Source organism: Herminiimonas sp. NPDC097707 (genome assembly GCF_044761395.1).
In the GTDB taxonomy this organism is placed as follows: domain Bacteria; phylum Pseudomonadota; class Gammaproteobacteria; order Burkholderiales; family Burkholderiaceae_D; genus Oxalicibacterium.
Map to the genome: position 1 here is coordinate 169,740 of NZ_JBIWCI010000002.1, position 24,223 is coordinate 193,962.

At 55.6% G+C, this 24,223-nt stretch carries 21 protein-coding genes; 10 read left to right on the forward strand and 11 right to left on the reverse strand.

What is annotated here, in order from left to right; translation table 11 throughout:
- Positions 1 to 14: 14 nt before the first annotated feature.
- Positions 15 to 464, forward strand: coding sequence for a MarR family winged helix-turn-helix transcriptional regulator (locus ACIQW9_RS14260; protein ID WP_402338433.1), 450 nt, complete (start codon positions 15 to 17; stop codon positions 462 to 464).
- 79 nt (positions 465 to 543) lie between these two features.
- Here the strand turns inward: ACIQW9_RS14260 and secF are convergent, their stop codons facing one another.
- From secF to queA, 5 genes are all read right to left on the reverse strand, one after another.
- Entirely contained in the window at positions 544 to 1,488 is a 945-nt protein-coding gene (secF, locus tag ACIQW9_RS14265) for a protein translocase subunit SecF (RefSeq protein ID WP_402338435.1), read from the reverse strand.
- Between the two features lie 138 nt (positions 1,489 to 1,626).
- Positions 1,627 to 3,486, reverse strand: coding sequence for a protein translocase subunit SecD (gene secD, locus ACIQW9_RS14270; protein WP_402338437.1), 1,860 nt, complete (start codon positions 3,484 to 3,486; stop codon positions 1,627 to 1,629).
- Positions 3,487 to 3,565: 79 nt separating this feature from the next.
- A complete protein-coding gene (gene yajC, locus ACIQW9_RS14275) occupies positions 3,566 to 3,844 on the reverse strand; it encodes a preprotein translocase subunit YajC (protein ID WP_050756741.1) in 279 nt (92 codons plus the stop codon).
- 140 nt (positions 3,845 to 3,984) lie between these two features.
- Positions 3,985 to 5,112 carry a tRNA guanosine(34) transglycosylase Tgt gene (gene tgt, locus ACIQW9_RS14280; protein WP_402338440.1) on the reverse strand — a complete coding sequence of 376 codons (1,128 nt, stop codon included), beginning with the start codon at positions 5,110 to 5,112 and terminating at the stop codon, positions 3,985 to 3,987.
- Positions 5,106 to 6,131 carry a tRNA preQ1(34) S-adenosylmethionine ribosyltransferase-isomerase QueA gene (gene queA / locus ACIQW9_RS14285; RefSeq protein WP_402338443.1) on the reverse strand — a complete coding sequence of 342 codons (1,026 nt, stop codon included), beginning with the start codon at positions 6,129 to 6,131 and terminating at the stop codon, positions 5,106 to 5,108. The genes tgt and queA overlap by 7 nt, the downstream gene beginning before the upstream one ends.
- 214 nt (positions 6,132 to 6,345) lie before the next feature.
- Between queA and recG the strand changes: the two genes are divergently transcribed.
- The 6 genes from recG (at position 6,346) to ACIQW9_RS14315 (ending at position 14,633) form a co-directional block, all read left to right on the forward strand.
- The gene (gene recG, locus ACIQW9_RS14290; protein WP_402338623.1) at positions 6,346 to 8,466 is read left to right on the forward strand and encodes an ATP-dependent DNA helicase RecG; all 2,121 of its coding nucleotides are present in this window, start codon (positions 6,346 to 6,348) and stop codon (positions 8,464 to 8,466) included.
- A 42-nt stretch (positions 8,467 to 8,508) separates the two neighbouring features.
- Positions 8,509 to 9,456, forward strand: a complete 948-nt coding sequence (locus ACIQW9_RS14295) for a LysR substrate-binding domain-containing protein (protein ID WP_402338446.1) — start codon at positions 8,509 to 8,511, stop codon at positions 9,454 to 9,456.
- A 52-nt stretch (positions 9,457 to 9,508) separates the two neighbouring features.
- Entirely contained in the window at positions 9,509 to 10,363 is an 855-nt protein-coding gene (gene ubiA / locus ACIQW9_RS14300) for a 4-hydroxybenzoate octaprenyltransferase (RefSeq protein WP_402338449.1), read from the forward strand.
- 22 nt (positions 10,364 to 10,385) lie between these two features.
- A complete protein-coding gene (locus ACIQW9_RS14305) occupies positions 10,386 to 11,861 on the forward strand; it encodes a DHA2 family efflux MFS transporter permease subunit (protein ID WP_402338451.1) in 1,476 nt (491 codons plus the stop codon).
- A gap of 289 nt (positions 11,862 to 12,150) precedes the next feature.
- Complete coding sequence (locus ACIQW9_RS14310; RefSeq protein ID WP_402338453.1) at positions 12,151 to 13,953, forward strand: diguanylate cyclase; 1,803 nt, start codon at positions 12,151 to 12,153, stop codon at positions 13,951 to 13,953.
- Positions 13,954 to 14,210: 257 nt separating this feature from the next.
- Positions 14,211 to 14,633 (forward strand): RcnB family protein, encoded by a 423-nt coding sequence (locus ACIQW9_RS14315; protein WP_402338456.1) that lies wholly within the window; start codon positions 14,211 to 14,213, stop codon positions 14,631 to 14,633.
- 131 nt (positions 14,634 to 14,764) lie between these two features.
- Here ACIQW9_RS14315 and proC read toward each other — a convergent pair whose 3' ends face one another.
- Positions 14,765 to 15,589 carry a pyrroline-5-carboxylate reductase gene (gene proC, locus ACIQW9_RS14320; RefSeq protein WP_402338459.1) on the reverse strand — a complete coding sequence of 275 codons (825 nt, stop codon included), beginning with the start codon at positions 15,587 to 15,589 and terminating at the stop codon, positions 14,765 to 14,767.
- Positions 15,579 to 16,283 (reverse strand): YggS family pyridoxal phosphate-dependent enzyme, encoded by a 705-nt coding sequence (locus ACIQW9_RS14325; RefSeq protein ID WP_402338461.1) that lies wholly within the window; start codon positions 16,281 to 16,283, stop codon positions 15,579 to 15,581. Before ACIQW9_RS14325 ends, proC begins: the two co-directional genes overlap by 11 nt.
- A gap of 122 nt (positions 16,284 to 16,405) precedes the next feature.
- Here ACIQW9_RS14325 and ACIQW9_RS14330 point away from each other — a divergent pair, with 122 nt between their 5' ends.
- The 3 genes from ACIQW9_RS14330 (at position 16,406) to ACIQW9_RS14340 (ending at position 19,187) form a co-directional block, all read left to right on the forward strand.
- Positions 16,406 to 17,449: a type IV pilus twitching motility protein PilT gene (locus ACIQW9_RS14330; RefSeq protein WP_402338464.1), complete on the forward strand. Its 1,044-nt coding sequence runs from the start codon at positions 16,406 to 16,408 to the stop codon at positions 17,447 to 17,449.
- A 107-nt stretch (positions 17,450 to 17,556) separates the two neighbouring features.
- Positions 17,557 to 18,693, forward strand: a complete 1,137-nt coding sequence (locus tag ACIQW9_RS14335; protein ID WP_402338467.1) for a PilT/PilU family type 4a pilus ATPase — start codon at positions 17,557 to 17,559, stop codon at positions 18,691 to 18,693.
- Between the two features lie 2 nt (positions 18,694 to 18,695).
- The gene (locus ACIQW9_RS14340; protein ID WP_402338469.1) at positions 18,696 to 19,187 is read left to right on the forward strand and encodes a glutathione peroxidase; all 492 of its coding nucleotides are present in this window, start codon (positions 18,696 to 18,698) and stop codon (positions 19,185 to 19,187) included.
- A 68-nt stretch (positions 19,188 to 19,255) separates the two neighbouring features.
- Here ACIQW9_RS14340 and glcF read toward each other — a convergent pair whose 3' ends face one another.
- From glcF to ACIQW9_RS14360, 4 genes are all read right to left on the reverse strand, one after another.
- A complete protein-coding gene (gene glcF, locus ACIQW9_RS14345) occupies positions 19,256 to 20,488 on the reverse strand; it encodes a glycolate oxidase subunit GlcF (RefSeq protein WP_402338472.1) in 1,233 nt (410 codons plus the stop codon).
- A 50-nt stretch (positions 20,489 to 20,538) separates the two neighbouring features.
- The gene (glcE, locus tag ACIQW9_RS14350) at positions 20,539 to 21,591 is read right to left on the reverse strand and encodes a glycolate oxidase subunit GlcE (protein WP_402338475.1); all 1,053 of its coding nucleotides are present in this window, start codon (positions 21,589 to 21,591) and stop codon (positions 20,539 to 20,541) included.
- Between the two features lie 17 nt (positions 21,592 to 21,608).
- Positions 21,609 to 23,111: an FAD-linked oxidase C-terminal domain-containing protein gene (locus tag ACIQW9_RS14355; protein WP_402338478.1), complete on the reverse strand. Its 1,503-nt coding sequence runs from the start codon at positions 23,109 to 23,111 to the stop codon at positions 21,609 to 21,611.
- 190 nt (positions 23,112 to 23,301) lie between these two features.
- On the reverse strand, positions 23,302 to 24,201 hold the full coding sequence (locus ACIQW9_RS14360; protein WP_402338481.1) for a LysR substrate-binding domain-containing protein: 900 nt from the start codon (positions 24,199 to 24,201) through the stop codon (positions 23,302 to 23,304).
- Positions 24,202 to 24,223 lie beyond the last annotated feature (22 nt).

Sequence of the window (24,223 nt, forward strand, 5' to 3'; positions counted from 1 at the left end):
CGAGATTAATATTCATGGCTGAACGATATCTCCGCAGCATCCGTTTGCTGGCCGAATGCTTTCATGCATTCGAGCGCCAGTCGGGTGCAAACATCCGCAACAGAACCGGCTTGACGCCATCGCAGTTCGATATCGTGGCAACGCTGGGCAATACGGCGGGTATGACATTCAAGGAATTGGGTGAAAGAACGCTGATCACCAAAGGCACGCTCACTGGCGTGATCGACCGGCTGGAAGAAAAAGGGCTGGTGACGCGCGTGACACACCCGGCAGACCGGCGCAGTACGCTGGTGCGCTTGACTGCCAAGGGAGAGGCCGAATTCAAGCGCGTGTTTGCACCGCAAATCGCATTCGGCAAGCAATCCTTCGCCAACTATGCCGAGCAGGACTTCGATACGCTGGACAAGGAATTGGCCAAGCTGCACGCGAACCTGACTGGACGCGCACCGAAAGAAAAGTACTGAGGGAAGATACGGATCCGGCGCTACGCCGCATGCATAATAAAAAAGCCGGCAATTGCCGGCTTTTTGCTGTCTGCGCTATTTACACTACCGCGCCATCGTGTTCGTCTTTTTCCTTGATCGGTTTGATCAGGTCTTCGCGTTTGACGCCCAGCCACATTGCCAGCGCAGCCGCGACGAATACCGATGAATAGATACCGAAGCAGATGCCGATCGTCAATGCGAGTGCAAAGTAATGCAAGGTCGGGCCGCCGAGAAAGAACATCGACAACACCATCAGTTGGGTTGAACCGTGCGTAATCAGGGTACGCGAAATCGTGCCGGTGATCGCGTGGTTCATCACGTCGGCCACGGCCATCTTGCCGTGCTTGCGATCACGGAAGGTTTCACGCACGCGATCGAACACGATCACTGATTCATTCACCGAATAGCCAAGCACCGCCAATATGCCTGCCAGCACCGTCAGCGAAAATTCCCACTGGAAGAAGGCAAAGAAGCCCAGGATGATCACGACGTCATGCAAGTTGGCAAAGATCGCTGCTACCGCATATTTCCATTCAAAACGAATCGCCAGGTAAATCATGACCCCGATTACCAGCATGCCCATCGCCATCAAGCCATCATGCGTCAACTCTTCACCAACCTGCGGTCCGACAAACTCGACCCGCTTCAGGGAAACCGTTTCATCCTGCGCTTTCAGTGCCCCCATCACTCGCTCGCTGACCTGTGCGGTGTTCACATTCTTCTGTACCGGCAACCGTATCAATACGTCTTGCGCGGTACCGAAACTCTGCACCTGCATATCGGTGTAACCCAGCTCGCCGAGCTTGGTGCGTACGCCCTCAATATTGGCCGGCTTCGGATAAGTGATTTCCATCACCGTACCGCCGGTAAATTCGATCGACAGATGCAAGCCCTTGTGCGCCAGGAAAAACACGGCGGCAACGAATGTCAGCACTGAAATCACGTTGAAAATCAGCGCATGGCGCATGAACGGGATATCTTTTTTGATGCGGAAAAACTCCATCACTTTCCTCTCATGGCGACCGCTGCATGGTGTCGCACTTTATGCGTCGTGCCAGCGGTCTGTCTAAATGCTAAGTCTTGCTCTATTTGCTAAATCGTATGCGTGACGGCATGCATATTGCCACGCCGTCCTGCGCTATCAGTCGGTGGGTTTCCAGACCTGGCCGATAGAGATCGATGTCAGTTTTTTCTTGCGGCCGTACCAGAGATTAACGACGCCGCGCGATACAAATACGGCAGAGAAAATCGAGGTCAGAATACCGAGACAATGCACGACGGCAAAACCGCGCACTGCACCGGAGCCGAAAATCAGCAAGGCCAGGCCGGCAATCAAGGTCGTGACGTTGGAATCGAGAATCGTCGCCCATGCACGCTCGAAACCCATCGCAATGGCAGTCTGCGGCGAATGCCCGGCACGCAATTCTTCCCGTATCCGTTCATTGATCAGCACGTTGGCATCGATCGCCATACCCAGCGTCAGCGCAATCGCGGCAATACCCGGCAGCGTCAGCGTCGCCTGCAACATGGACAGCAAGGCGATCAGCAGCATCACGTTGACAGCCAGTGCAAACACGCTGAAGAAGCCGAAGGCGCGGTAATACAGAATCATGAAAATCGCGATGCCGATAAAACCATACAGCGTTGAATCAAAACCCTTCTCGATGTTTTCTGCACCGAGTTGCGGCCCGATCGTACGTTCTTCGATGATTTCCATCGGCGCCGCCAGCGAGCCGGCACGCAACAGCAAGGCCAGATCGCTGGCGGCTTCGGATGAACCCATGCCGGTAATCTGGAAGCGTGCGCCCAACTCGTCGCGTATCGTCGCGACCGTCAGCACTTCACCCTTGTTTTTCTCGAACAGTACAATTGCCATAGCCTTGCCGACGCGCGAGCGGGTCGCTTCACGCATACGGCGACCACCGTCGCCGTTCAAATCGATACTGACAGAAGGCTGCTGATTCTGATCAAAGCTGGCAGAGGCGCTGGAGATGTATTCGCCAGTAATGATAGGGTCTTTGTACAGAACCACCGGCGCATTCTTGCCGACCTTGAAGAGTTCGGAACCGAATGAAATCGTCGCCGTGTCTTCGGTACCGCGGGTGACGGTTTCATCGACCAGACGCACTTCCAGCGTTGCTGTTTTACCGATGATGTCCTTGGCGCGCGAAACGTCCTGCACGCCAGGCAGCTGCACCACGATGCGGTCGGCGCCCTGACGCTGGATCAATGGCTCGGCCACACCCAGTTCATTCACCCGCTTGGACAAGGTGGTGATGTTTTGCTGTACTGCGTCTTCCACCGTCTGTTTCAACGCCGCCGGTTGCAGCGCGCCTACCAGTTTGAGCTCATCGCCACTACCGGCATCGGTCAGCAGCAACTCGCGCAACTCGTCGCCCAGCGCAGTACGCGCCTTGGAGCGGGTTTCGGCATCGCGGAACGATATTTCGATGTTGTCGCCATTGCGGGCAATGCCGGCATGACGTACGTTCTTGTCACGCAGGATGGCGCGCGCGCTGGCCTGCAAGCCGAGTACGCGCTTGTTCATGACAGCCTTGGTATCGACCTGCATCAGGAAATGCACGCCACCGCGCAGATCGAGACCCAGATACATGGGCGCTGCGTGCAGGCTTTGCAGCCATGCAGGCGTATTCGGCAACAGATTGAACGCGACCAGATAGGTTGGATCGGCCGGATCGAGATTCAGATTGGCTTCCAGCAGACCCTTGGCCTTGAACTGGACATCGGTATTCGGGAAACGCACACGCACCGTGCCTTGCGTGCCTATCGTTTCGTACACCATCCCATCGGACTGGAGACCGGCCTTTTGCAGCACTTGCTCAACCTGCGTCATCAGGGAGCTGTCTACCTTGACAGTGGCTTTGGCGCTGCTGATTTGCACAGCCGGCGACTCGCCGAAGAAGTTCGGTATCGTGTACAACGCGCCCAATAGCAGAGCGATGACGATCGTAATGTACTTCCAGAGGGGATAGCGATTCATATTGTTTCAGGGTTCAGGGTGGAACGTCAGACAAAAATCAACCCCACATCCGGCGAGCGGAGGTGGGGCAGTTAACCCATTACAGCGATTTGATCGTACCTTTTGGCAACAGAGTCGTGATCGCGCTTTTTTGCAGGACCAATTCGGTGCCTTCCTGGACTTCGATCGACACGTAGACATCCGATACCTTGGTAACTTTGCCCAGTACGCCGCCGGAGGTAACGACTTCATCGCCGCGCGTGACCGCTTCTACCATCAGCTTGTGTTCTTTCTGACGTTTCATCTGAGGACGTATCATCAGGAAGTACAGTGCGACAAACATCAAAAGAATAGGTACGAACTGAGTCAGGCTGCCCATGATGCCGCTGGCGGCTGGTGCTGCTGCGTATGCGTTGGAAATAAACACGGAATGCTCCAGGTAGTTGTAATAAATAAGTCGGTTATTCTAGCATTGGAAGAATAGTTTCCAGTGCTCCATGGGAATTAGCGAAATACGGTCTAGGTGCCGCGTGCACGATCCGCATGGAATTGCCTCACAAACAGCTGGAAACGCCCTTCGCTGATGGCTTCCCGCATTTCACGCATCAGGTCCAGATAGTAGTGCAGATTGTGTATCGTGTTCAGGCGCGCACCCAGAATTTCGCCGGTGCGATGCAAATGATGCAGATAAGCACGCGAAAAGTTGCGGCAGGCGTAACAGCCGCAACTTGCATCCAGCGGCTGCTTGTCATCCTTGTAACGCGCATTCTTGATCTTGATATCGCCAAAGCGCGTAAATAACCAGCCGTTGCGCGCATTCCGCGTCGGCATCACGCAATCGAACATGTCGATGCCGTTGGATACGCCCGCCACCAGATCTTCCGGCGTACCGACGCCCATCAGGTAATGAGGCTTATTGGCAGGCAGGCGCGGGCCGACGTGTTCCAGCACGCGCATCATGTCTTCTTTCGGTTCGCCTACCGACAAGCCGCCGATAGCGACGCCGTGGAAGTCGATCTCTTCCAGCCCGGCCAGCGACTCGTCGCGCAAATGTTCGAACATGCCGCCCTGCACGATGCCGAACAACGCATTCGGATTTTCTTCCCGGTTGAACTCATCCAGCGAACGCCGGGCCCAGCGCAGGGACATGCGCATGGACTTGGCCGCTTCATCGGCAGTCGCAGGGCGACCATCGATTTCATACGGTGTGCATTCATCGAACTGCATGACGATATCGGAATTCAATACGCGCTGAATCTGCATCGATACTTCCGGCGACAGGAATAATTTATCACCATTGATAGGCGAGGAAAAATGCACGCCCTCTTCGGTAATCTTGCGCATTTCACCAAGCGAAAATACCTGGAAGCCGCCGGAGTCAGTCAGGATAGGTTTGTCCCAACCCATGAACTCATGCAGGCCGCCAAATTTGGCGATGATGTCATTGCCCGGACGCAGCCACAGATGGAAGGTATTGCCGAGAATGATCTGCGCATCGATCTCTTTCAATTCCAGCGGCGACATCGCCTTGACCGAACCGTAGGTACCGACCGGCATAAAGATAGGCGTTTCAATCACGCCATGATTGACGGTCAGTTGGCCGCGTCGCGCATTGCCATCGGTATTAAGTAATTTGAAATTCAGCATGGTGGCATTCTGGTTAAAAACATCGCATCGCCGTAACTGAAGAAGCGATAGCGTTGTGAAATGGCGTGTTGATAAGCGGCGCGGATTGCATCGTAACCGGCAAAGGCCGACACCAGCATCAGCAGCGTGGATTTCGGCAAATGGAAATTGGTGATCAGGCGCGTCACCGTCTTGAAGGTGTAGCCGGGAGTAATAAACAAACGCGTATCAGCGCTGCCTGCCTGCAGGCTGCCGCTTTGTGATGCCGATTCCAGTGCGCGCATGCTGGTGGTGCCGACTGCAACAATATTGTGACCTGCGGCCTGCGTGGCGCGCACCGCATCCACCGTCTGTTGCGAAATCGTATACCACTCGCTATGCATATTATGCTCGGCCAGATTCTCATTCCGCACCGGCTGGAAAGTGCCGGCACCTACGTGCAAGGTTACATACGCAAACTGCACACCCTTGGCTTTCAAGATATCGAGCAAGGTCTGATCGAAATGCAAACCTGCGGTCGGCGCCGCAACCGCGCCCGGCGTTTTGGCGTACACAGTTTGATAACGCGTTTCGTCGTAGGCATCGGCCGCATGTTCAATATATGGCGGCAAAGGCAGGCGGCCGTGTGCTTCTATCAGCTCGAATACATCGCCTGGGAATTGCAGTTCGTAAAATTCTCCAACGCGTGCACCGACGATCACATCGAAGGCATCGGCCAGACGAATGGACATGCCGGCGACCGGCGACTTCGAGGCGCGGATTTGTGCATGCACATGACGCGAGTCGATCACGCGCTCGATCAATACTTCGACCTTGCCGCCGGTTTCCTTGACGCCGAAGAAACGCGCTTTCAATACACGGGTATCGTTGAAGACCAGCAGATCGCCAGGCGCCAGCAAATCGACAATATCGGCAAATGAGCGATCGATCATCGCATCCGGCAGCACCTGCAACAGGCGCGATGCGCTGCGTTCGGCCAGCGGCGTTTGCGCAATCAACTCTTGCGGCAGTTCGAAATCAAAATCGGAAAGTGAATACATGCGCTTAATAGTTTGAAGACATCGGTTTTACTGTCCGAGGTGTGATGCAGACAAATTTAATCTGTTTGCATGCAATCGCGCGGCAGAACTGCTATGGTTGCAAAGCTTGCCGGATCGGCACTTTCATGTGATGCAATACGCAAGTCATGAAGCCATCGCCGCAGTCATCACAAAACCCGCTATTTTACGCCCTGCCGCCCATTTTCGGCCCGATATGCCTGTACTGAAGAAAAAGCCCGCATCCGTTGCCAAAACTACTGCCCAATCAAGCAAGGCGGCAGCACCCACTCGCGCCGCCAAAATCGACGACAAACTGATCAAGCTCGGCCTGCGCTCAGACATGGATAAAGTCTTGCACCTGCCCGCGCGATATGAAGATGAAACCGAGATCAAGACCATCGGTGAAGCCGGGTTCATCTTCGGTCGCGCAGTGCAGGTAGAAGGCATAGTCACCTCCTGCGAAGTCGCTTTCCGCCCGCGTCGCCAGTTGGTCGTGACGATTGCGGACGACTCCGGCCAACTGGTGATGCGCTTCCTGAATTTTTACGGCAGCCAGGTCAAGCAGATGGCCGAAGGCAATCGCGTGCGTGCACGCGGCGAAGTACGACATGGTTTCTTCGGTGCAGAGATGGTACATCCTTCCTACAAAATGGTGACAGAAGGCGCACCCTTGCCATCGGCATTGACACCGGTTTATCCGGCCGGTGAAGGCCTGTCACAAACCCTGCTGCGCAAAACCATCATCGATGCGATGGCGCGCATCGAATGGCGCGATACATTATCGGAACCATTGCGCGCCTCGCTCGATCTGATGCCCTTCGAACCGGCAGTGCGCCTGTTGCACAATCCGCCACCCGATATCGATGAAAGCGCATTGGCCGACCGCTCGCATGCGGCCTGGGTGCGCATGAAATTCGACGAATTGCTGGCGCAGCAATTGTCGATGAAGCGCGCGCAAATCGCGCGCCGCGAAAAAGGTGCGGCGGTCTTGCCCACAATAGGCAAACTGTCCAAGGCCTTTTTAAAACAGCTGCCGTTTGCACTCACAGGTGCGCAACAGCGCGTGCTTGAAGAAATTCGCGCCGACCTGCAGCAATCCTTCCCCATGCAAAGACTGTTGCAGGGTGACGTAGGTAGCGGCAAAACCGTGGTCGCCGCACTTGCCGCAGCGCAGGCAATCGACAGCGGCTTTCAGGCTGTGTTGATGGCGCCGACAGAAATTCTGGCCGATCAGCATTTCCGCAAGATTGCCGGCTGGATGGAACCGCTGGGCGTGAACGTTGCCTGGCTGACCGGCAGTCTGAAGAAAAAAGAAAAGCTGGAAGCCAAGGCGCGCATCGAATCAGGCGCAGCGCAATTGATCATCGGCACGCATGCATTGATACAGGAAGACGTGCAGTTTTCAAAGCTGGGGTTGGTCATCGTCGATGAACAGCATCGCTTCGGCGTCGGCCAGCGACTGGTATTACGCAACAAGGGTTTGGACAATAATCTTGCGTCGACCAAACAAACGATCCCGCATCAACTGATGATGTCGGCCACGCCGATTCCGCGCACGCTGGCGATGACCTACTACGCCGATCTGGAAGTATCCGTCATCGACGAACTACCGCCGGGACGCACCCCCATCGTCACACGCGTAATCGATCAGAATCGTCGCGATGAAGTCATCGCGCGCGTACACGCCGCCGCACTCGAAGGACGGCAGGTGTACTGGGTCTGTCCCTTGATTGAAGAATCGGAAGCGCTGCAACTGCAAACCGCCACCGATACGCATCAGACTCTGGTCGCAGCCTTGCCTGATCTGAACGTCGGTCTGGTGCATGGCCGCATGAAGTCGATGGAAAAACAGGAAGTGATGGACGCATTCACGCGCGGCGAAGTGCACGTGCTGGTCGCCACGACCGTGATCGAAGTCGGCGTCGATGTCCCGAATGCATCGCTGATGGTGATCGAACATGCAGAACGTTTCGGCCTGTCGCAATTGCATCAATTGCGCGGACGGGTCGGGCGCGGCAGCGCAGCCAGCGTCTGCCTGCTGCTGTATCAGGGCCCGCTCGGCATGATCGCCGGGCAGCGCCTGCGCATCATGCGCGAATCGACCGACGGTTTTGAAATTGCGCGCAAGGATCTGGAAATACGCGGTCCCGGCGAATTTCTCGGTGCACGCCAGTCCGGTCAGGCGATGCTGCGTTTTGCCGACTTGGAAACCGATCAGTGGCTGGTTGATCGTGCACGCGATGTAGCGCAGACATTGTTGCGCGACGATCCGGCCACAGTAGGGGCGCATCTGGCGCGCTGGCTGGGGGCGCGCGAAGATTACCTGAAGGTATAGAATGAACGCTTCGCAAGTCCACTGCATCAGCCTGGCCAGAACATGACTCTTACCGAACTCAAATACATCGTCGCTGTCGCCCGTGAAAAACATTTCGGCCATGCCGCCGAAGCCTGTCACGTCGCACAACCAACCTTGTCGGTCGCCATCAAGAAACTGGAAGATGAACTGGGCGTCACGCTGTTTGAACGTGGCGGCAGCGAAATATCGATGACGCCGCTGGGTGTGCAAATCGTTGCGCAGGCCGAACGCGTGCTGGAACAAACCGCCGCCATCAAGGAAATCGCCAAGCAGAACAAGGACCCGCTGGTCGGCCCGTTCCGCCTCGGCATCATTTACACCATCGCCCCCTATCTACTGCCGCCCCTGGTCAAGGCGATGATAGAGCGCGTGCCGCAAATGCCGCTGGTGCTGCAGGAAAATTTCACCGTCAAATTGCTTGAGCAGTTACGTCAGGGCGAAATCGATGCAGCGATTGTCGCTCTGCCTTTCCCCGACCAGGGTTTGCTGGTGCAGCCTGTGTACGACGAACCGTTTGTCGTCGCCGTACCCAAATCGCATGCATGGGCATCTCGCAGCAGTATCACGACCGACAGCTTGAAATCCGAAACCATGCTCCTGCTCGGCAACGGTCACTGCTTCCGCGACCAGGTGCTGGAAGTATGTCCGGAGATGTCACGCTTCTCGACCAGTGGCGACGGTATCGCGCGCACCTTTGAAGGCTCGTCGCTGGAGACGATACGTCACATGGTCGCCTCCGGCATCGGCATCACTGTCTTGCCGCAGGCATCGGTACCGGACATGCATACGACAGATGGCATGCTGCGTTACATCCCGTTTGTACAGCCGGGTCCGTCGCGTCGCGTGGTGCTGGTATGGCGTAAAAGTTTTACGCGCGGCGTCGCCATCGAGGAAGTGAGACAAGCCTTGCTGTCCTGCGATTTGTCCGGCGTGACGATGCTGCCCGACGAACCGCTGTCTGAAGGCTGATCTCCTGCGCAATCAACCATGCCCTGCTCCATTACACAATAAACATCGCCTCATGAATCGTCTGCAACTGTATTTCCGGCTCGTTCGTCTCAACAAACCCATAGGCATATTGCTGCTGCTATGGCCCACCTTGTGGGCCTTTTGGCTGGCGTCGGACGGCAAACCAGACTGGACGCTGGTCGCGATTTTCACCCTGGGCACGATCTTGATGCGCTCGGCCGGTTGCGCCATCAACGACTACGCTGATCGCGATTTCGACAAGTATGTACAACGCACGGTAGATCGCCCGGTTACCAGCGGCAAAATCCAGCCGCGCGAAGCATTGCTGGTGGCACTGGCGCTGGCGCTGCTTTCTTTTGCATTGATCTGGCCGCTCAATACGCTGACCAAACAGCTATCGATTGCGGCCGTCATCATCGCCGGCACTTATCCTTACTTCAAACGCTTCTTTGCGATCCCGCAAGCCTATCTCGGCATCGCTTTCGGTTTCGGTATTCCGATGGGATTTGCTGCGGTACAAAACACGGTACCGGCAGCCGCGTGGTGGCTGCTGGTGGCGAATGTGTTCTGGGCGGTTGCCTACGATACCGAATACGCGATGGTCGATCGCGAAGACGATTTGAAGCTGGGCATGAAAACTTCAGCCATCACCTTCGGCCGCTACGATGTCGCCGCCGTGATGTTTTGCTATGCGGTGACGCTGGGACTGATCTTTATCGTCGGCTGGCAGCTCGGCCTGCGTACATGGTTCACGATCGGCATGCTGATTGCAGCAGCTTGCGCGATTTATCACTACACGCTGATACGCAAGCGCGAACGCGGCGGCTGCTTTGCAGCCTTCCTGCATAATAACTGGCTGGGAGCCGCGATTTTCGGCGGCGTTGTGCTCGATTATCTGCTGCGCTGATACATGACTCCAAGGAAGGGAAATGTCTTCACCACATTCACCCCTCATCCAGGCCGACAATCCTAAGGTCAAACGATACTTGCCGTGGGTGGTGGCGATTGCACTGTTCATGGAGCAGTTGGACTCAACCATCATCAACACCGCCATCCCTTCGATGGCAGCCAGTCTCAACGTCACGCCATTAAGCCTGAAGGCAGTTGTCAGCTGCTACATTCTGAGCCTGGCCGTGTCGATTCCGATCAGCGGCTGGATGGCGGATCGTTTCGGCACCCGACGCGTCTTCAGCACGGCCGTCGGCCTGTTCACTTTTTCATCCATCTTGTGCGGCCTGTCCGTCAATGTTCCGATGCTGGTGGCGGCGCGCACGCTGCAGGGCTTCAGTGCCGCGATGATGATGCCGGTTGGACGACTGACCGTGATACGCACTTTCCCCAAATCGGAATTACTGGCGGCGATGAACTTCGTCATCATCCCTGCATTGATCGGCCCTTTGCTGGGTCCGACCCTCGGCGGCCTGATCGTGCACTGGTTGCCATGGCAGGCGATTTTTTTCGTCAACGTGCCGATCGGTCTGATCGCGCAATGGCTGATTCATCGCCACATGCCCGACTATCGCTCGGATGTAGCGCGACCGCTGGATGTCGTCGGACTGGCATTGTTCGGCTCAGGCGTCGCCTTGCTTTCATGGATACTGGAAATATTCGGCGAACACTATCTCGATGTGACATCGACCGCCATTCTGTTCCTGCTGTCACTGGGCCTGCTGGCTGCCTATGTATGGCATGCGCGACATGCGATGCATCCGTTGCTGCAGCTTGCGCTATTCAAAACACGCACATTTCGTATTTCTGTCGCCGGCGGTTTCATCACACGCCTGGGTGTAGGCGGTCTGCCTTTCCTGTTGCCACTGCTTTACCAACTAGGATTGGGTCTGCCGGCTTGGCAATCAGGATTGCTGATGATGCCGACTGCAGCCGCGGCGATGGTGATGAAGCTGATTTCAGTCCAGGTACTGCGGCGCTTCGGTTACCGCAAGGTATTGATCGTCAATACAGTCATGATAGGCATCACCATCTGCCTGTTCTCCATCATTACGTCAACAACACCGATCTGGGTAATCCTGCTGCTCGGACTGGCGCAAGGCTTCTTCAACTCGCTGCAATTTTCCAGCATGAATTCGATGGCGTACGCGGATGTCAAGACGGAAGATTCCAGCATGGCCAGCACCATTGCCAGTTCGATGCAGCAGATGTCCATGAGTTTCGGGCTGGCGTTCGGCTCGCTTATCGCAGCCTGGTATCTGGGCGATTTACCGCAATCCGATCGCACCGCAGTTGTCGGCGCATTGCATCATGCTTTTCTCACACTGGGCGGCTTGACGATTCTATCGTCACTGTCGTTCTGGGCCTTGCGAGCCAATGATGGCGAAACCGTCAGCAAAGGGATCACAAGCAAAAAGGTGATCGAGGTAGTCGACACAAATCATCCCTCTGTGTAAGCGATACAAATCGTATCGATCATATTGCGCTGTGCTCTCTTGTTTTCATCCTTGATTCGGCAACGATTTTCAGCCGACATGTGCAAAGATTCAGCGCGACAAACGGCCACTGCCATGGCAGGACATCCAGATAAATTTAACATTGCCATTCAGGCATCATCCAGATGTTTGATGCAATAATAAGTAACGCTGGCTGTCTTGGCTTTCAATCACCCATCATCGCTTCACATGATTATCCTTGTGCGGACAATCATGTGTACGAACAAATATTAATATTTCTGCGACCGCCATGGATTTCAATTTGCATCAAAGATCGTTGAAAGTGAATAATTTGACGCTGGCGCATATTGCACACGATGCGCCTTTGACCCAGACGCTCAACTGCATTGCCTGCGACATTGAGACTCAGAATCCCGGAATCATGATTGCCGTTCTGCTGCTGGAAGCAGGCAACTGTCTACGTCTGGGTGCAGCACCCAGCCTGCCTCCCGACTACTGTCGCGCAATTGACGGCATGACGATGGACAGCAAACTGCAAATCACTGCAGAGGATATCGAAGCAAATCGATTTTGCTCCCGCCTTCACCATCTGGCCCTGCAACATGACTTGCATGTATGTTCAATGACGCCGATCCGGTCTACGGCAAACTGCATGTCCGGAATGTTCGTTGCCTATTCACGAAAAGAAGGCACTGCAAGTGATGAGTGTCAGCAAGCAATTGCCGACTTTGCGGTCATGGCATCCATTGCCATCGTACGCCATGACGCTGAAGCCAGAATCAGGAAAGCCGAAGATACGCTACTCCATAGCAAGGCAACCCTGGCGCTCGCCATCGAGGGAAGTGGAACAGGTATCTGGGATCGCAATGTCCCTACCGGAGAAATCAGCTACTCATCTGGCTGGAAGGCCATTCTGGGTTACACGGATGCGGAAATTGGCAATCGGATCACCGACAGTTACACGCGCGTTCATCCTGATGACCTTGCTTATGTCCAGGCCGCGATACAGGATCACTTCGATCAGAAAACAGAAAGCTATGCAGTGGAACACCGCATCCGCTGCAAGGACAACAGCTACAAATGGATATCGAGCCGCGGCAAGGTTGTCAGTCGCGACGCGCAAGGCAATCCGCTGCGCATGCTAGGCACAACGACAGACATCACGTCCATGCATTCTCTGTCCGAGCAGCTTCAGCAAAGCGTCGATCTGATCACCTCCCTGACGAATGAAGTACCTGGGCTGGTGTATCAGTATCAGGTGCTGCCGGATGGCCAGGCATTTTTCCCGTATGCCAGCGAGGGAATCAAGGACATTTACGAGCTCACGCCGGACCAGGTCGCCAGCACAAGCACTCCCGTGCATCAAATCATTCATCCGGATGATGTTGCAAATTACAGCGCTTCACTCAATGCGTCCGCCAGCAGCCTGCTGCCCTGGCATCTCGAATATCGTGTCGTCTTGCCCCGGCAAGGTTTGCGCTGGCGACAAGGCGAGGCGCGGCCACGCAGATTGCCGGATGGCAGCACACTGTGGCACGGCTTCATCACGGACATCACCGAGCGCAAACGCATCGAAATTGAATTGCAGGGATTTGCCACCATCGACTTTTTGACGCAACTGCCGAATCGACGCTATTTCATGACGCGCATGGACGAAGAGCTGGCGCGTACCCGGCGCGTCGCTGGTGCGCGGACAGCCGTTCTGATGTGCGACCTTGATCATTTTAAGGTAATCAATGACAGTTACGGTCATGCCATAGGCGATCTGGTGCTCAAGCATTTCGCCGTGATTCTGCGCAACGCATTGCGCAGAAACGATACGGTAGGTCGCGTCGGAGGTGAAGAGTTTGCCGTCGTGCTATTCGATGCAGGTATCGCCGAGGCAGAAATTTTTGCGCAACGCGTTCGCTCCCAACTCGCTGAAATACCACTCATTGCACTCAATCAGGATATCAATGTGACCGTGAGCATCGGCATTGCCATGATGCATGCAAGCGATGCAAACATCGACGTATCGCTATGCCGTAGCGACGCGGCGCTTTATCGCGCCAAACAAGCAGGACGCAATCGGATTGAAATTGATTTGAGCTAGCGCTCATATTCCACGCATATCTCCACAAGACTCATTCTGTGGAGTAATCTCCCCAGATCGCATCCGCGATTTGAAATGTTTTCCGTGTGGATACATCTGGTTACGCGCCTTACCAAATCAGGCTGGTTCTGAAAACTTATTTCGTATGTAATGAGATTATCGTTCAGCAACACGAAAGATACTGCTACCAAACGCTGAAGGAATGACTAAGCTGATTAACAGCATGTCATGCAGTTTCACTGTCACAAGGAGCACATATGAACAAGAAAATCGTTATTTCCACCATCATGGCAGTCAGCCTGCTGGCCGGCGGTTCCGCTTTCGCACAACGTGACGATCACCGCAATGATCGTGGTCACAATGCACACGGTCAGCGCGACGGAAAAGGCGGCAACAGAGGACATGACAGTCGCAACGATCATCGCAACAATCGCAACAACCATGTTGGCGCACATGACAATGGAAAACATAATGGCCGCGGCGCAGGTCCGCGCCACGATTTCTACAAAGGCAGCCGTATTCCATATGAATATCGCAGCAGGCAATATGTGGTGAACGACTGGCGCGGCCATCATCTGCACGCACCTCCACGCGGTTATCAATGGGTGCAGACCGGCCCCGATTATGTACTGATCGCGGTCGCCACAGGCATCATTGCGCAGATAATTCTCGGCAACTAGACGACTTGCGTTTCCAGATAGCCTAAAGGCCGAATGTTCCAGAAGAACATTCGGCCTTTATCGTTTTTCTTCCTACTTTTACGCCTGCCTGCGATGCACTGCAATCGCTGGCTCGCTATCGCAGGAACAGATCAGTCGCGTCCGAATTCCTCACCCAGCGCTTGTCCGCGTGCGGCGGCGGCTTTCATTGCGTTGATGATGGCCTGCTTGACACCACTCTCTTCCATGCTGGTCAGCGCAGCATAAGTAGTACCGCCTTTGGATGTCACCCGTTCGCGCAAGACAGAAACCGGATCGGACGCCTGTGCCGCCAGCTGTGCGGCGCCGACGAAGGTGGAAACTGCCAGCGCATTGCCCTGCTCTGCGGTCAAACCCATTTCCTGCGCGGCCTGCTGCATCGCTTCGATAAAGTAAAACACATAGGCCGGGCCGCTGCCGGAGACCGCTGTCACTGGATCGATCAGTTTTTCATCGTCCAGCCATACCGTCTCGCCCACCGCGCGCAGGATGGCATCTGCGGCCGCACGCTGCGCATCGCTTACGCCGGCAGTCGCCACCATGCCGGTGATGCCCTTGCCGATCAGGGCCGGCGTATTCGGCATCGTGCGCACGATAGCCTGATGACCATTCAACCAGCGCGACAAATCGGCTGCGCGTATGCCGGCGGCGATAGACAGCACCAGTTGCGTGCCGATATGCGGCAGAATTTGCGTCGCCACACCTTTCATTTGCTGCGGCTTGACTGCCAGCACGACCACATCGCTGTCGACTATCCTTGCATCGATCTCCGTCGCAGTCGTGACGCCGAATTGCGCATGCAATTTGGCCAGCGCATCGGCACTGATATCGACCACATGAATATTCTGTGCCGCAGTCAGTTTCCCGGCCAGGCCGCCGATCAGTGCAGCAGCCATATTGCCGCCGCCTATAAAGCATATTTTCAGATTATTTTGCATAATTCCTTGTTCCAAATATGGCGGAGCCTATCCGCACGATTGTAGCGCCCTCGGCAATCGCCGCCGGCATATCGGCCGACATACCCATAGACAGGGTATCCAGCGGCAAACCTTCAGCACGCAATTGTTCATACAGAACACGCAGCTGATGAAAAGACAGACGCTGCCGCACCTCATCGTCTTCCGGCTCGGGAATCGCCATCAAGCCGCGCAAGCGCAATTGCGGCAGCTTGGCGATGGCCTTCGCCACCTCTGCCGCATCGGCAGGCAGCACACCGCTCTTGCTCGCTTCACCGCTGATGTTGACTTGCAGGCAGATATTCAAGGGCGGCAGCATGGCCGGCCTTTGTTCGGACAGCCTGTGTGCGATCTTTTCACGATCGACCGCATGCACCCAATCGAAATGCTCGGCAATCGGCCGCGTCTTGTTGCTCTGTATCGGTCCGATGAAATGCCATTCCAGCGTCAGATCGGGCCGCATCGCACGGACAGCGTCCATTTTATCCAACGCTTCCTGCAAATAATTTTCACCGAATGCACGCTGCCCGGCCTCTGCCGCAGCCAGCACCGCATCCGCGCCAAACGTCTTGGATACCGCCAGCAGTTCGACCTCGTGCACGTCGCGTTGCGCGCTGTTCGCAGCGTCGGTAATACGCTGACGCACAGCTTGCAAGTTTTGCCTTATTACAGACATAATCAAAGTTCTTTAAGACATTATTTAACATTCACGCCACCTTTCGGTCGCGTGCATCGGTGCCAGACCTTTTTGCTCCACCTCTTGCTTCACCTTTTATTTTGCAGGCTCAGGGATTATAAATGGACATTTCAGAACTACTCGCGTTCTCGGTCAAGAATAAAGCTTCCGATTTACATCTGTCGGCCGGCCTGCCGCCGATGATACGCGTGCACGGCGACGTGCGCCGCATCAACCTGCCGCCGCTGGAGCACAAGGATGTGCACAGCATGATCTATGACATCATGAACGACGGTCAGCGCAAGGTGTATGAAGAACGTCTGGAAATCGATTTTTCCTTCGCCATTCCCGGCCTGGCGCGGTTTCGTGTCAATGCCTTCAATCAGGATCGCGGTGCCGCGGCGGTGCTGCGTACCATTCCATCCAAAATCCTGAGTCTGGAAGATCTGCATGCGCCAAAGATTTTTGCCGAGCTCTCGCTCAAACCGCGCGGCCTGGTGCTGGTGACCGGCCCGACCGGTTCCGGCAAATCAACCACGCTGGCAGCGATGGTCAATCACGTCAATGAAAACGAATACGCACACATCCTGACGATTGAAGATCCGATCGAATTCGTGCACGACTCGAAAAAATGCCTGATCAACCAGCGCGAAGTGGGACCGCATACGCACTCCTTCGAGAACGCATTGCGCTCGGCGCTACGTGAAGATCCAGACGTGGTGCTGGTCGGCGAGTTGCGCGATCTGGAAACCATACGCCTGGCGCTGTCTGCAGCGGAAACCGGCCATCTGGTGTTCGGCACCCTGCACACCTCCTCTGCCGCAAAAACCATAGACCGTATCATCGACGTCTTCCCTGGCGATGAAAAGGAAATGGTGCGTGCGATGCTGTCCGAATCACTGCAGGCCGTCATTTCGCAAACGCTGCTGAAAACCAAGGATGGCAGCGGTCGCGTGGCCGCACATGAAATCATGCTCGGCACACCGGCAATTCGCAATCTGATACGTGAAGCAAAAATTGCACAAATGTATTCGGCCATTCAGACCGGCTCCAATGTCGGCATGCAGACGCTGGACAGCAATCTGACCGAGCTGGTAAAACGCAATGTGATTTCAAATGCAACGGCACGTTCGGCCGCCAAGACGCCGGATAATTTCCCGGGATGAACGGCGGGGATGAATCCGGGCAGCTTGCAAGCCGCAAGGTGCGCCGCGAGTTGAAGAATGCACGATAGCCCATACGGCTAAAAGAATCGAATAAACAAAGGAAAAGCATGGAACGCGATCAGGCCACCAAATTCATGTACGACTTGCTGCGCCTGATGCTCAGCAAGAACGGCTCCGACCTTTTCATCACTGCCGATTTTCCGCCCGCGTTCAAGATCGACGGCAAGATGACGCAAGTCTCGAACCAGCCGCTGAATGCCACGCATACGATCGAACTGGCGCGCGCCATCATGAGCGACAAGCAGGCGGCAGAATTCGAGGCGACGAAGGAATGCAACTTTGCAATCAGTCCCGGTGGCATCGGCCGCTTCCGCGTCTCGGCATTCATACAGCAGGGACGCGTCGGCATGGTGCTGCGTACCATCACCACCGCGATTCCAAAAATCGAAGATCTGGGCGTGCCGGAAACATTGAAGGATGTCGTGATGACCAAGCGCGGGCTGGTCATCATGGTCGGCGCCACCGGCTCGGGCAAATCGACCACGCTGGCAGCCATGCTCGGCTACCGTAATGAACATAGTCACGGCCACATCATCACGATCGAAGATCCGGTCGAGTACGTACATCCACACAAGAACTGCGTCATCACGCAACGTGAAATCGGCGTCGATACAGAGAGCTGGGGTGTCGCACTGAAGAACACCCTGCGCCAGGCGCCGGATGTCATTTTCATCGGCGAAATCCGCGACCGCGAAACCATGGATTACGCGATCGCCTTTGCCGAGACCGGCCACTTGTGCCTGGCCACCATGCATGCAAACAGCTCGAATCAGGCGCTGGACCGTATCGTCAACTTCTTCCCCGAAGAACGTCGTCAGCAACTGCTGATGGATTTGTCGCTGAATTTGAAGGGCATGATTTCGCAGCGCCTGATTCCGCTGAAAGATACCAAAGGCCGCTGTGTGGCCGTGGAAGTCATGCTGAATTCACCGCTGATATCCGATTTGATCTTCAAGGGTGATGTGCATGAGATCAAGGAAATCATGAAGAAGTCGCGCGAGCTCGGCATGCAGACTTTCGACCAGGCGCTGTTCGATTTGTATGAGGCAGGAAAAATTTCCTACGAAGATGCCTTGCGCAACGCCGATTCGGTCAACGATCTGCGCCTGTCCATCAAGCTGCATGGCAATGAAGCGAAAAACCGCGATTTGAGCAAGGGCACCGAGCATCTCGGCATCGTATAAAGATGAGTGCGCAGACCGTTTACGATTTCAAGACGCACAGTCTGGGCGGTGCGGCTGTCGATCTGGCACAGTATCGCGGCAAGGTCTTGTTGATCGTCAATACCGCGAGCAAATGCGGCTTCACGCCGCAGTACGAAGGACTGGAAGCAGTGTATAGACAATTCCGCGAGCAGGGCGTGGAAGTGCTTGGCTTCCCCTGCAATCAGTTCGGCAGACAGGAACCCGGCGACGCAGAAGCCATCGGGGCATTCTGCGAAAAAAATTACGCCGTGACATTTCCGCTCTTCGCCAAGATCAATGTGAATGGCGACCATGCCGATCCGCTCTACCAATATCTGAAACATGCTGCGCCCGGCCTGCTCGGCAGCGAAGCGATCAAATGGAATTTCACAAAATTCCTGATCAGAAAAAACGGCACCGTCTACAAGCGCTATGCACCGCAAACCAAACCGGAAGAACTGATCGGGGACATCAACACACTGCTGGCCGAATAAATTCGCAGCAGAAAAAAACGCTGGCCGTACCTGAAAGTACGCCAGCGTTTTTTTCGAGAGTGATTTACTTAATGCGCGGCGGACAAAGCCTTGTCTATCAGTTCTATCCAGTGCTTCACCGGTGTATCGGTACCTGATTGCAGGTGCGTCAGACAACCGATATTGGCGGAGACAATCATCTCCGGCTGACTGGCTTCCAGATTCGCCAGCTTTTGGTCGCGCAACTGATACGACAGTTCAGGCTGCAAGACCGAATAAGTGCCGGCCGAACCGCAGCACAAATGACTGTCCTTGCACAATTGCACATCCACGCCGACAGCGCGCAATACGCCTTCAACCTTGCCGCGTATCTGCTGACCGTGCTGCAAAGTGCAAGGCGGATGATAGACGACACGTTTGCTGATTTTTCCATGCAGACGGTTTTGCAGTTCAAGCTCAAACGCCGGCAGGATTTCACTCAGGTCTTTGGTCAGGTCGGAAATCCGCTGCGCTTTTTCTGCATACGTCGCATCGTGCGCCAGCAAATGTCCGTAATCCTTGACCATCACGCCGCAACCGGACGCCGTCATCACAATCGCTTCCGCACCGGCCTCCACCAACGGCCACCATGCATCGATATTGCGCCGCATATCGTCCAGTGCACCATCGTGATCGTTCAAGTGATGACGAATCGCGCCGCAGCAACCGGCCTTGGATGCGACGACCAGCTGCACCCCCAGCGCATCGAACACGCGCGCCGTTGCAGCATTGATATTGGGCGACATCGCCGGCTGCGCGCAACCGTCGAGCAGCAGCATCTTGCGCGCATGCGCACGTGTCGGCCAGGCGCCTGCATTTTCCTTGCGCGGCACCTTGTTTTGCAGCGACTTCGGCAACAGCGGACGGAACAGCTGGCCGGTTTTCATGGCGGGGGTGAACAGCCACTTGCGCGGCAGCAGTTCTCTCAATACCGTACGTTTCAGATTGGTCGCAAACGAATACGGCACGCGCTCTTCCACCACCTTGCGGCCGATATCGATCAGGCGGCCATACTGCACACCGGAAGGGCAAGTCGTTTCGCAATTGCGGCACGTCAGGCAGCGATCCAGATGCAACTGGGTTTTTGCGGTCGGCGTTTTTCCTTCCAGCACCTGCTTGATCAAATAGATGCGGCCGCGCGGCCCATCGAGCTCATCGCCCAGCAATTGATAGGTCGGACAAGTCGCCGTGCAAAATCCGCAATGCACGCAGCTGCGCAGAATGGCATCTGCCTCCCGACCTTCGCGCGTGTCCTTGATGAAATCAGCTAAATTGGTTTGCATGAATAATCTCTGAAGTCTTTACTGCATTAGCGGCAATGAATGCCTGCGCATCAATACTGTGGGTACATCCGGCCCGGATTGAAGATGCCATCAGGATCGAAGGCCTTCTTCATGTTTTGATGAATCTTGCCAAGCGCAGGCGCCAATGGCTGGAATACACCGACATTCTTGTCGCCGCCGCGGAACAGCGTTGCATGACCGCCCGCCTCGACAGCAGCTGCACGTATGCTTTCTGCGCTAGCATCCGAACGCAGCCAGCGTTGCGCACCGCCCCACTCGATCAATTGTTCGCCCAGTGCAAGCGATGGCGCGGTGGAAGGCACGGACAAACGCCACAGCACATTCGATTGCGTGAAAAATTCATTGCTCTGTTCGCGCATCGCGAGCCAGAAATCGCTGCCTTCAACCTCTTCGCCGCCTATGGTTTGCTGCGCAGCGGCAACGGCCGCTTTCGCGCCCGACAGTCGCAACACCAGCGTGTCATCGCACCATGCGCTGGCTGAAATCGGCAAAGGCTGGCCGCCCCATTCATTCAAACGGCGTATCGCTTCTTCTTCCGGCATTTCCAGCCGCAGGGTTGTTTCCGCGTATGGTTTCGGCAATACCTTCAGCGATACTTCCAGCAACAAACCCAGCGTGCCCAGCGAACCGGTCAGCAGACGCGATACGTCGTAGCCGGCGACGTTCTTCATCACCTGCCCGCCGAAATGCAGCGCTTCACCCTTGCCATCCATCAGCACGGCGCCCAGCACAAAATCGCGCGCCGCACCGACGGCCGCACGACGCGGGCCGGACAGGCCGCAAGCCACCATGCCGCCTATCGTTGCGCCGGGGCCGAAATGCGGCGGCTCGAATGCCAGCGCCTGGTTTTGCTGCGCCAGCACTTCTTCCACTTCTGCCAGCGGCGTACCGGCACGCACGGTAATCACCAGCTCGGTCGGGTCGTATTCCACCACGCCGCTATAAACGCGGGTATCGAGAATATCGCCGCGCGGCGTCTGGCCGTACCAGTCCTTGGTACCGCCGCCGCGTATGCACAGGGCCTGCCGCTGACGTCCGGCAGCAAGAATGGTTTCCTTGAATTGTTCGACTACTTCTTCCATGTTCATCCTGAAAAATATTAGAAGCGTGGTAAATCCGGGAATTTCAGCATGCCGCGCTTGACGTGCATCTTGCCGTACTCGGCACAGCGCTGCAGCGTGGGAATGGCCTTGTCCGGATTCAGCAACGACAGCGGATCGAAAGCGCGCTTGACGCTGAGAAATGCATCCATTTCCGCGCGTGAAAACTGTACGCACATCTGGTTGATTTTTTCCAGACCTACGCCGTGCTCGCCGGTAATCGTGCCGCCGAAGGCTACGCACATTTCCAGAATTTCAGCGCCGAACAATTCGGCACGGTGAAATTCGCCTTCCTGATTGGCATCGAACAAAATCAAGGGATGCAGATTGCCGTCGCCAGCATGAAACACGTTGGCGCAACGCAAACCGTATTTGACTTCCATTTGCGCAATACCCTGCAACACTTCTGCCAGACGACGACGCGGAATCGTGCCATCGATGCAGTAATAATCAGGAGAAATGCGACCGGCTGCCGGGAATGCATTCTTGCGTCCCGACCAGAATTTCAGGCGCTCCGCCTCATCCTGCGAAACGGCAATCGCCGTTGCGCCGGAATGTTTCAATACTTCCGTCATGCGTGCGATTTCTTCCTCGACTTCCTCCGGAATGCCATCCGACTCGCACAGCAGGATCGCTTCGGCATCGATGTCGTAGCCGGCTTTGACGAAGGGCTCGACCATGCGGGTGGACGTCTTGTCCATCATTTCCAGTCCGGCAGGAATAATGCCCGCGGCGATCACGCTGGCCACCGCATTGCCGCCTTTGACCACGTCGTCGAAGGAAGCCAGAATCACGCGTGCCAGTTTCGGTTTCGGAATCAGCTTGACGGTGACTTCAGTCACGATTCCGAGCATGCCTTCCGAGCCGACGAATACCGACAGCAAGTCCAGTCCGGGCGCATCGAGAGCGGCGTTGCCAAGCTCGATCACATCGCCTTCTATCGTGACCACGCGTACGCGCATCACGTTATGTACGGTCAAACCATATTTGAGACAGTGCACGCCGCCGGAGTTTTCAGCAACGTTGCCGCCTATCGTGCAGGCAATCTGCGAAGAAGGATCGGGAGCGTAATACAGCCCGAGGGAAGCGACCGCTTCGGAGATAGCCAGATTGCGTACGCCCGGCTGTACCACCGCCGTGCGCGCATAGGCATCCACCTTGACGATCTTGTTCAGTCTTGCGGTCGACAATACGATGCCATCGGCAATCGGCAGGGCACCGCCGGACAAACCGGTGCCGGCGCCGCGCGGTACGACACGCACGCTCAGATCGCGGCAGACTTTAAGCACGGCAATGACATGCGCTTCATTCAGGGGCAACACCACCACCATGGGCAACTGGGCATACGCTGCCAAGCCGTCGCATTCGTAGGGACGCGTATCTTCCTCATTGAAGAGCACGCACTGCTCCGGGAGTACGGCGCGCAAGGCGTTCACCACCGTGCGTTGATGCGCTGCTGTAAAAGGCGCTGTAGAAGCGGGTGCTGCCGAAATCGTATTCATTATCAATCCTGCGTCCATTGCACTATCGAATAACACTTATATCGTTTAAGCACAGTGTAGCCAATACCGGCGCCCCTAAGACTGAAAGCTTTCCCCTTGCCCGTGAAAAATATTCAACTGATATGCAAAAAGCGTATAACTACCGTCAAAACAACGATATTTATACGCTTTTCAAGAAAATGTATCTGACTTACAGGCTGAGTCGCTGCGTACTGAAACGCTCCATCATCCAGTCCAGCATCAGCGCGACCTCAGGCCGTTCGCGCACATGGCGGTCATATACCAGGTAATACGCATGTTGCGGCGTCGTCAATTGCAGATCGAACAAGGGAACAATCTCCCCCTTGGCGATCATGTCGGCGGCAAAATGCTGCCGCGTCAATGCCACCCCATAACCATGTTTTACCGCCTCCAGCAACAAACCCAGATCATCGATACGCAGGCCGGTTGACGGTTCCTGCCAATCCAGTCCCGCCATTTCAAACCACGGCTGCCACGGCTCCAGCGCGGAACGCAACAATTGCGCTTTTTGCAAATCGGCCGGCACATTCAATTTGCCTATCCGCTCCAGATAGGCGGGGCTGGCGACCGGGAATACCGGTTCCCTGAACAATTTTTCGGTAACGATGTCCGGATATTTGCCGGCGCCGAAACGCACTTCAATATCGGTTTCCGACAGGCTCATGTCATACAGCGGCACCGACAGATAGGTTTCAATCGATATCTCCGGATGCAAGGCCATGAATTCATGCAAATGCGGCAAAAACAGATAGCGCGCAAAAGTGGGCGGCACCGTCACCTTGACCTTCAACTGGGTAGACGCATATCGATGCGGCAAGGGGAAATCGGCCAGCGAGCTCAGCGCACCGCGCACCACATCCAGATAACGACGGCCGAATTCAGTCAGGCTGACGCTGCGCCCGTCACGCAAAAACAGGCGCTCGCCGACAAAATCCTCCAGCAGGCGAATACGGTGCGAAAACGCCGATGGCGTAATACATAGCTCCTCCGCTGCAACCGCGAACGAGCCATGACGCGCAGCGGCCTCAAAGGCGGAAAGGGCGTGCACAGGGGGGAGTCTACTTGCCATTGCATCAATCTATCGTCCGTTA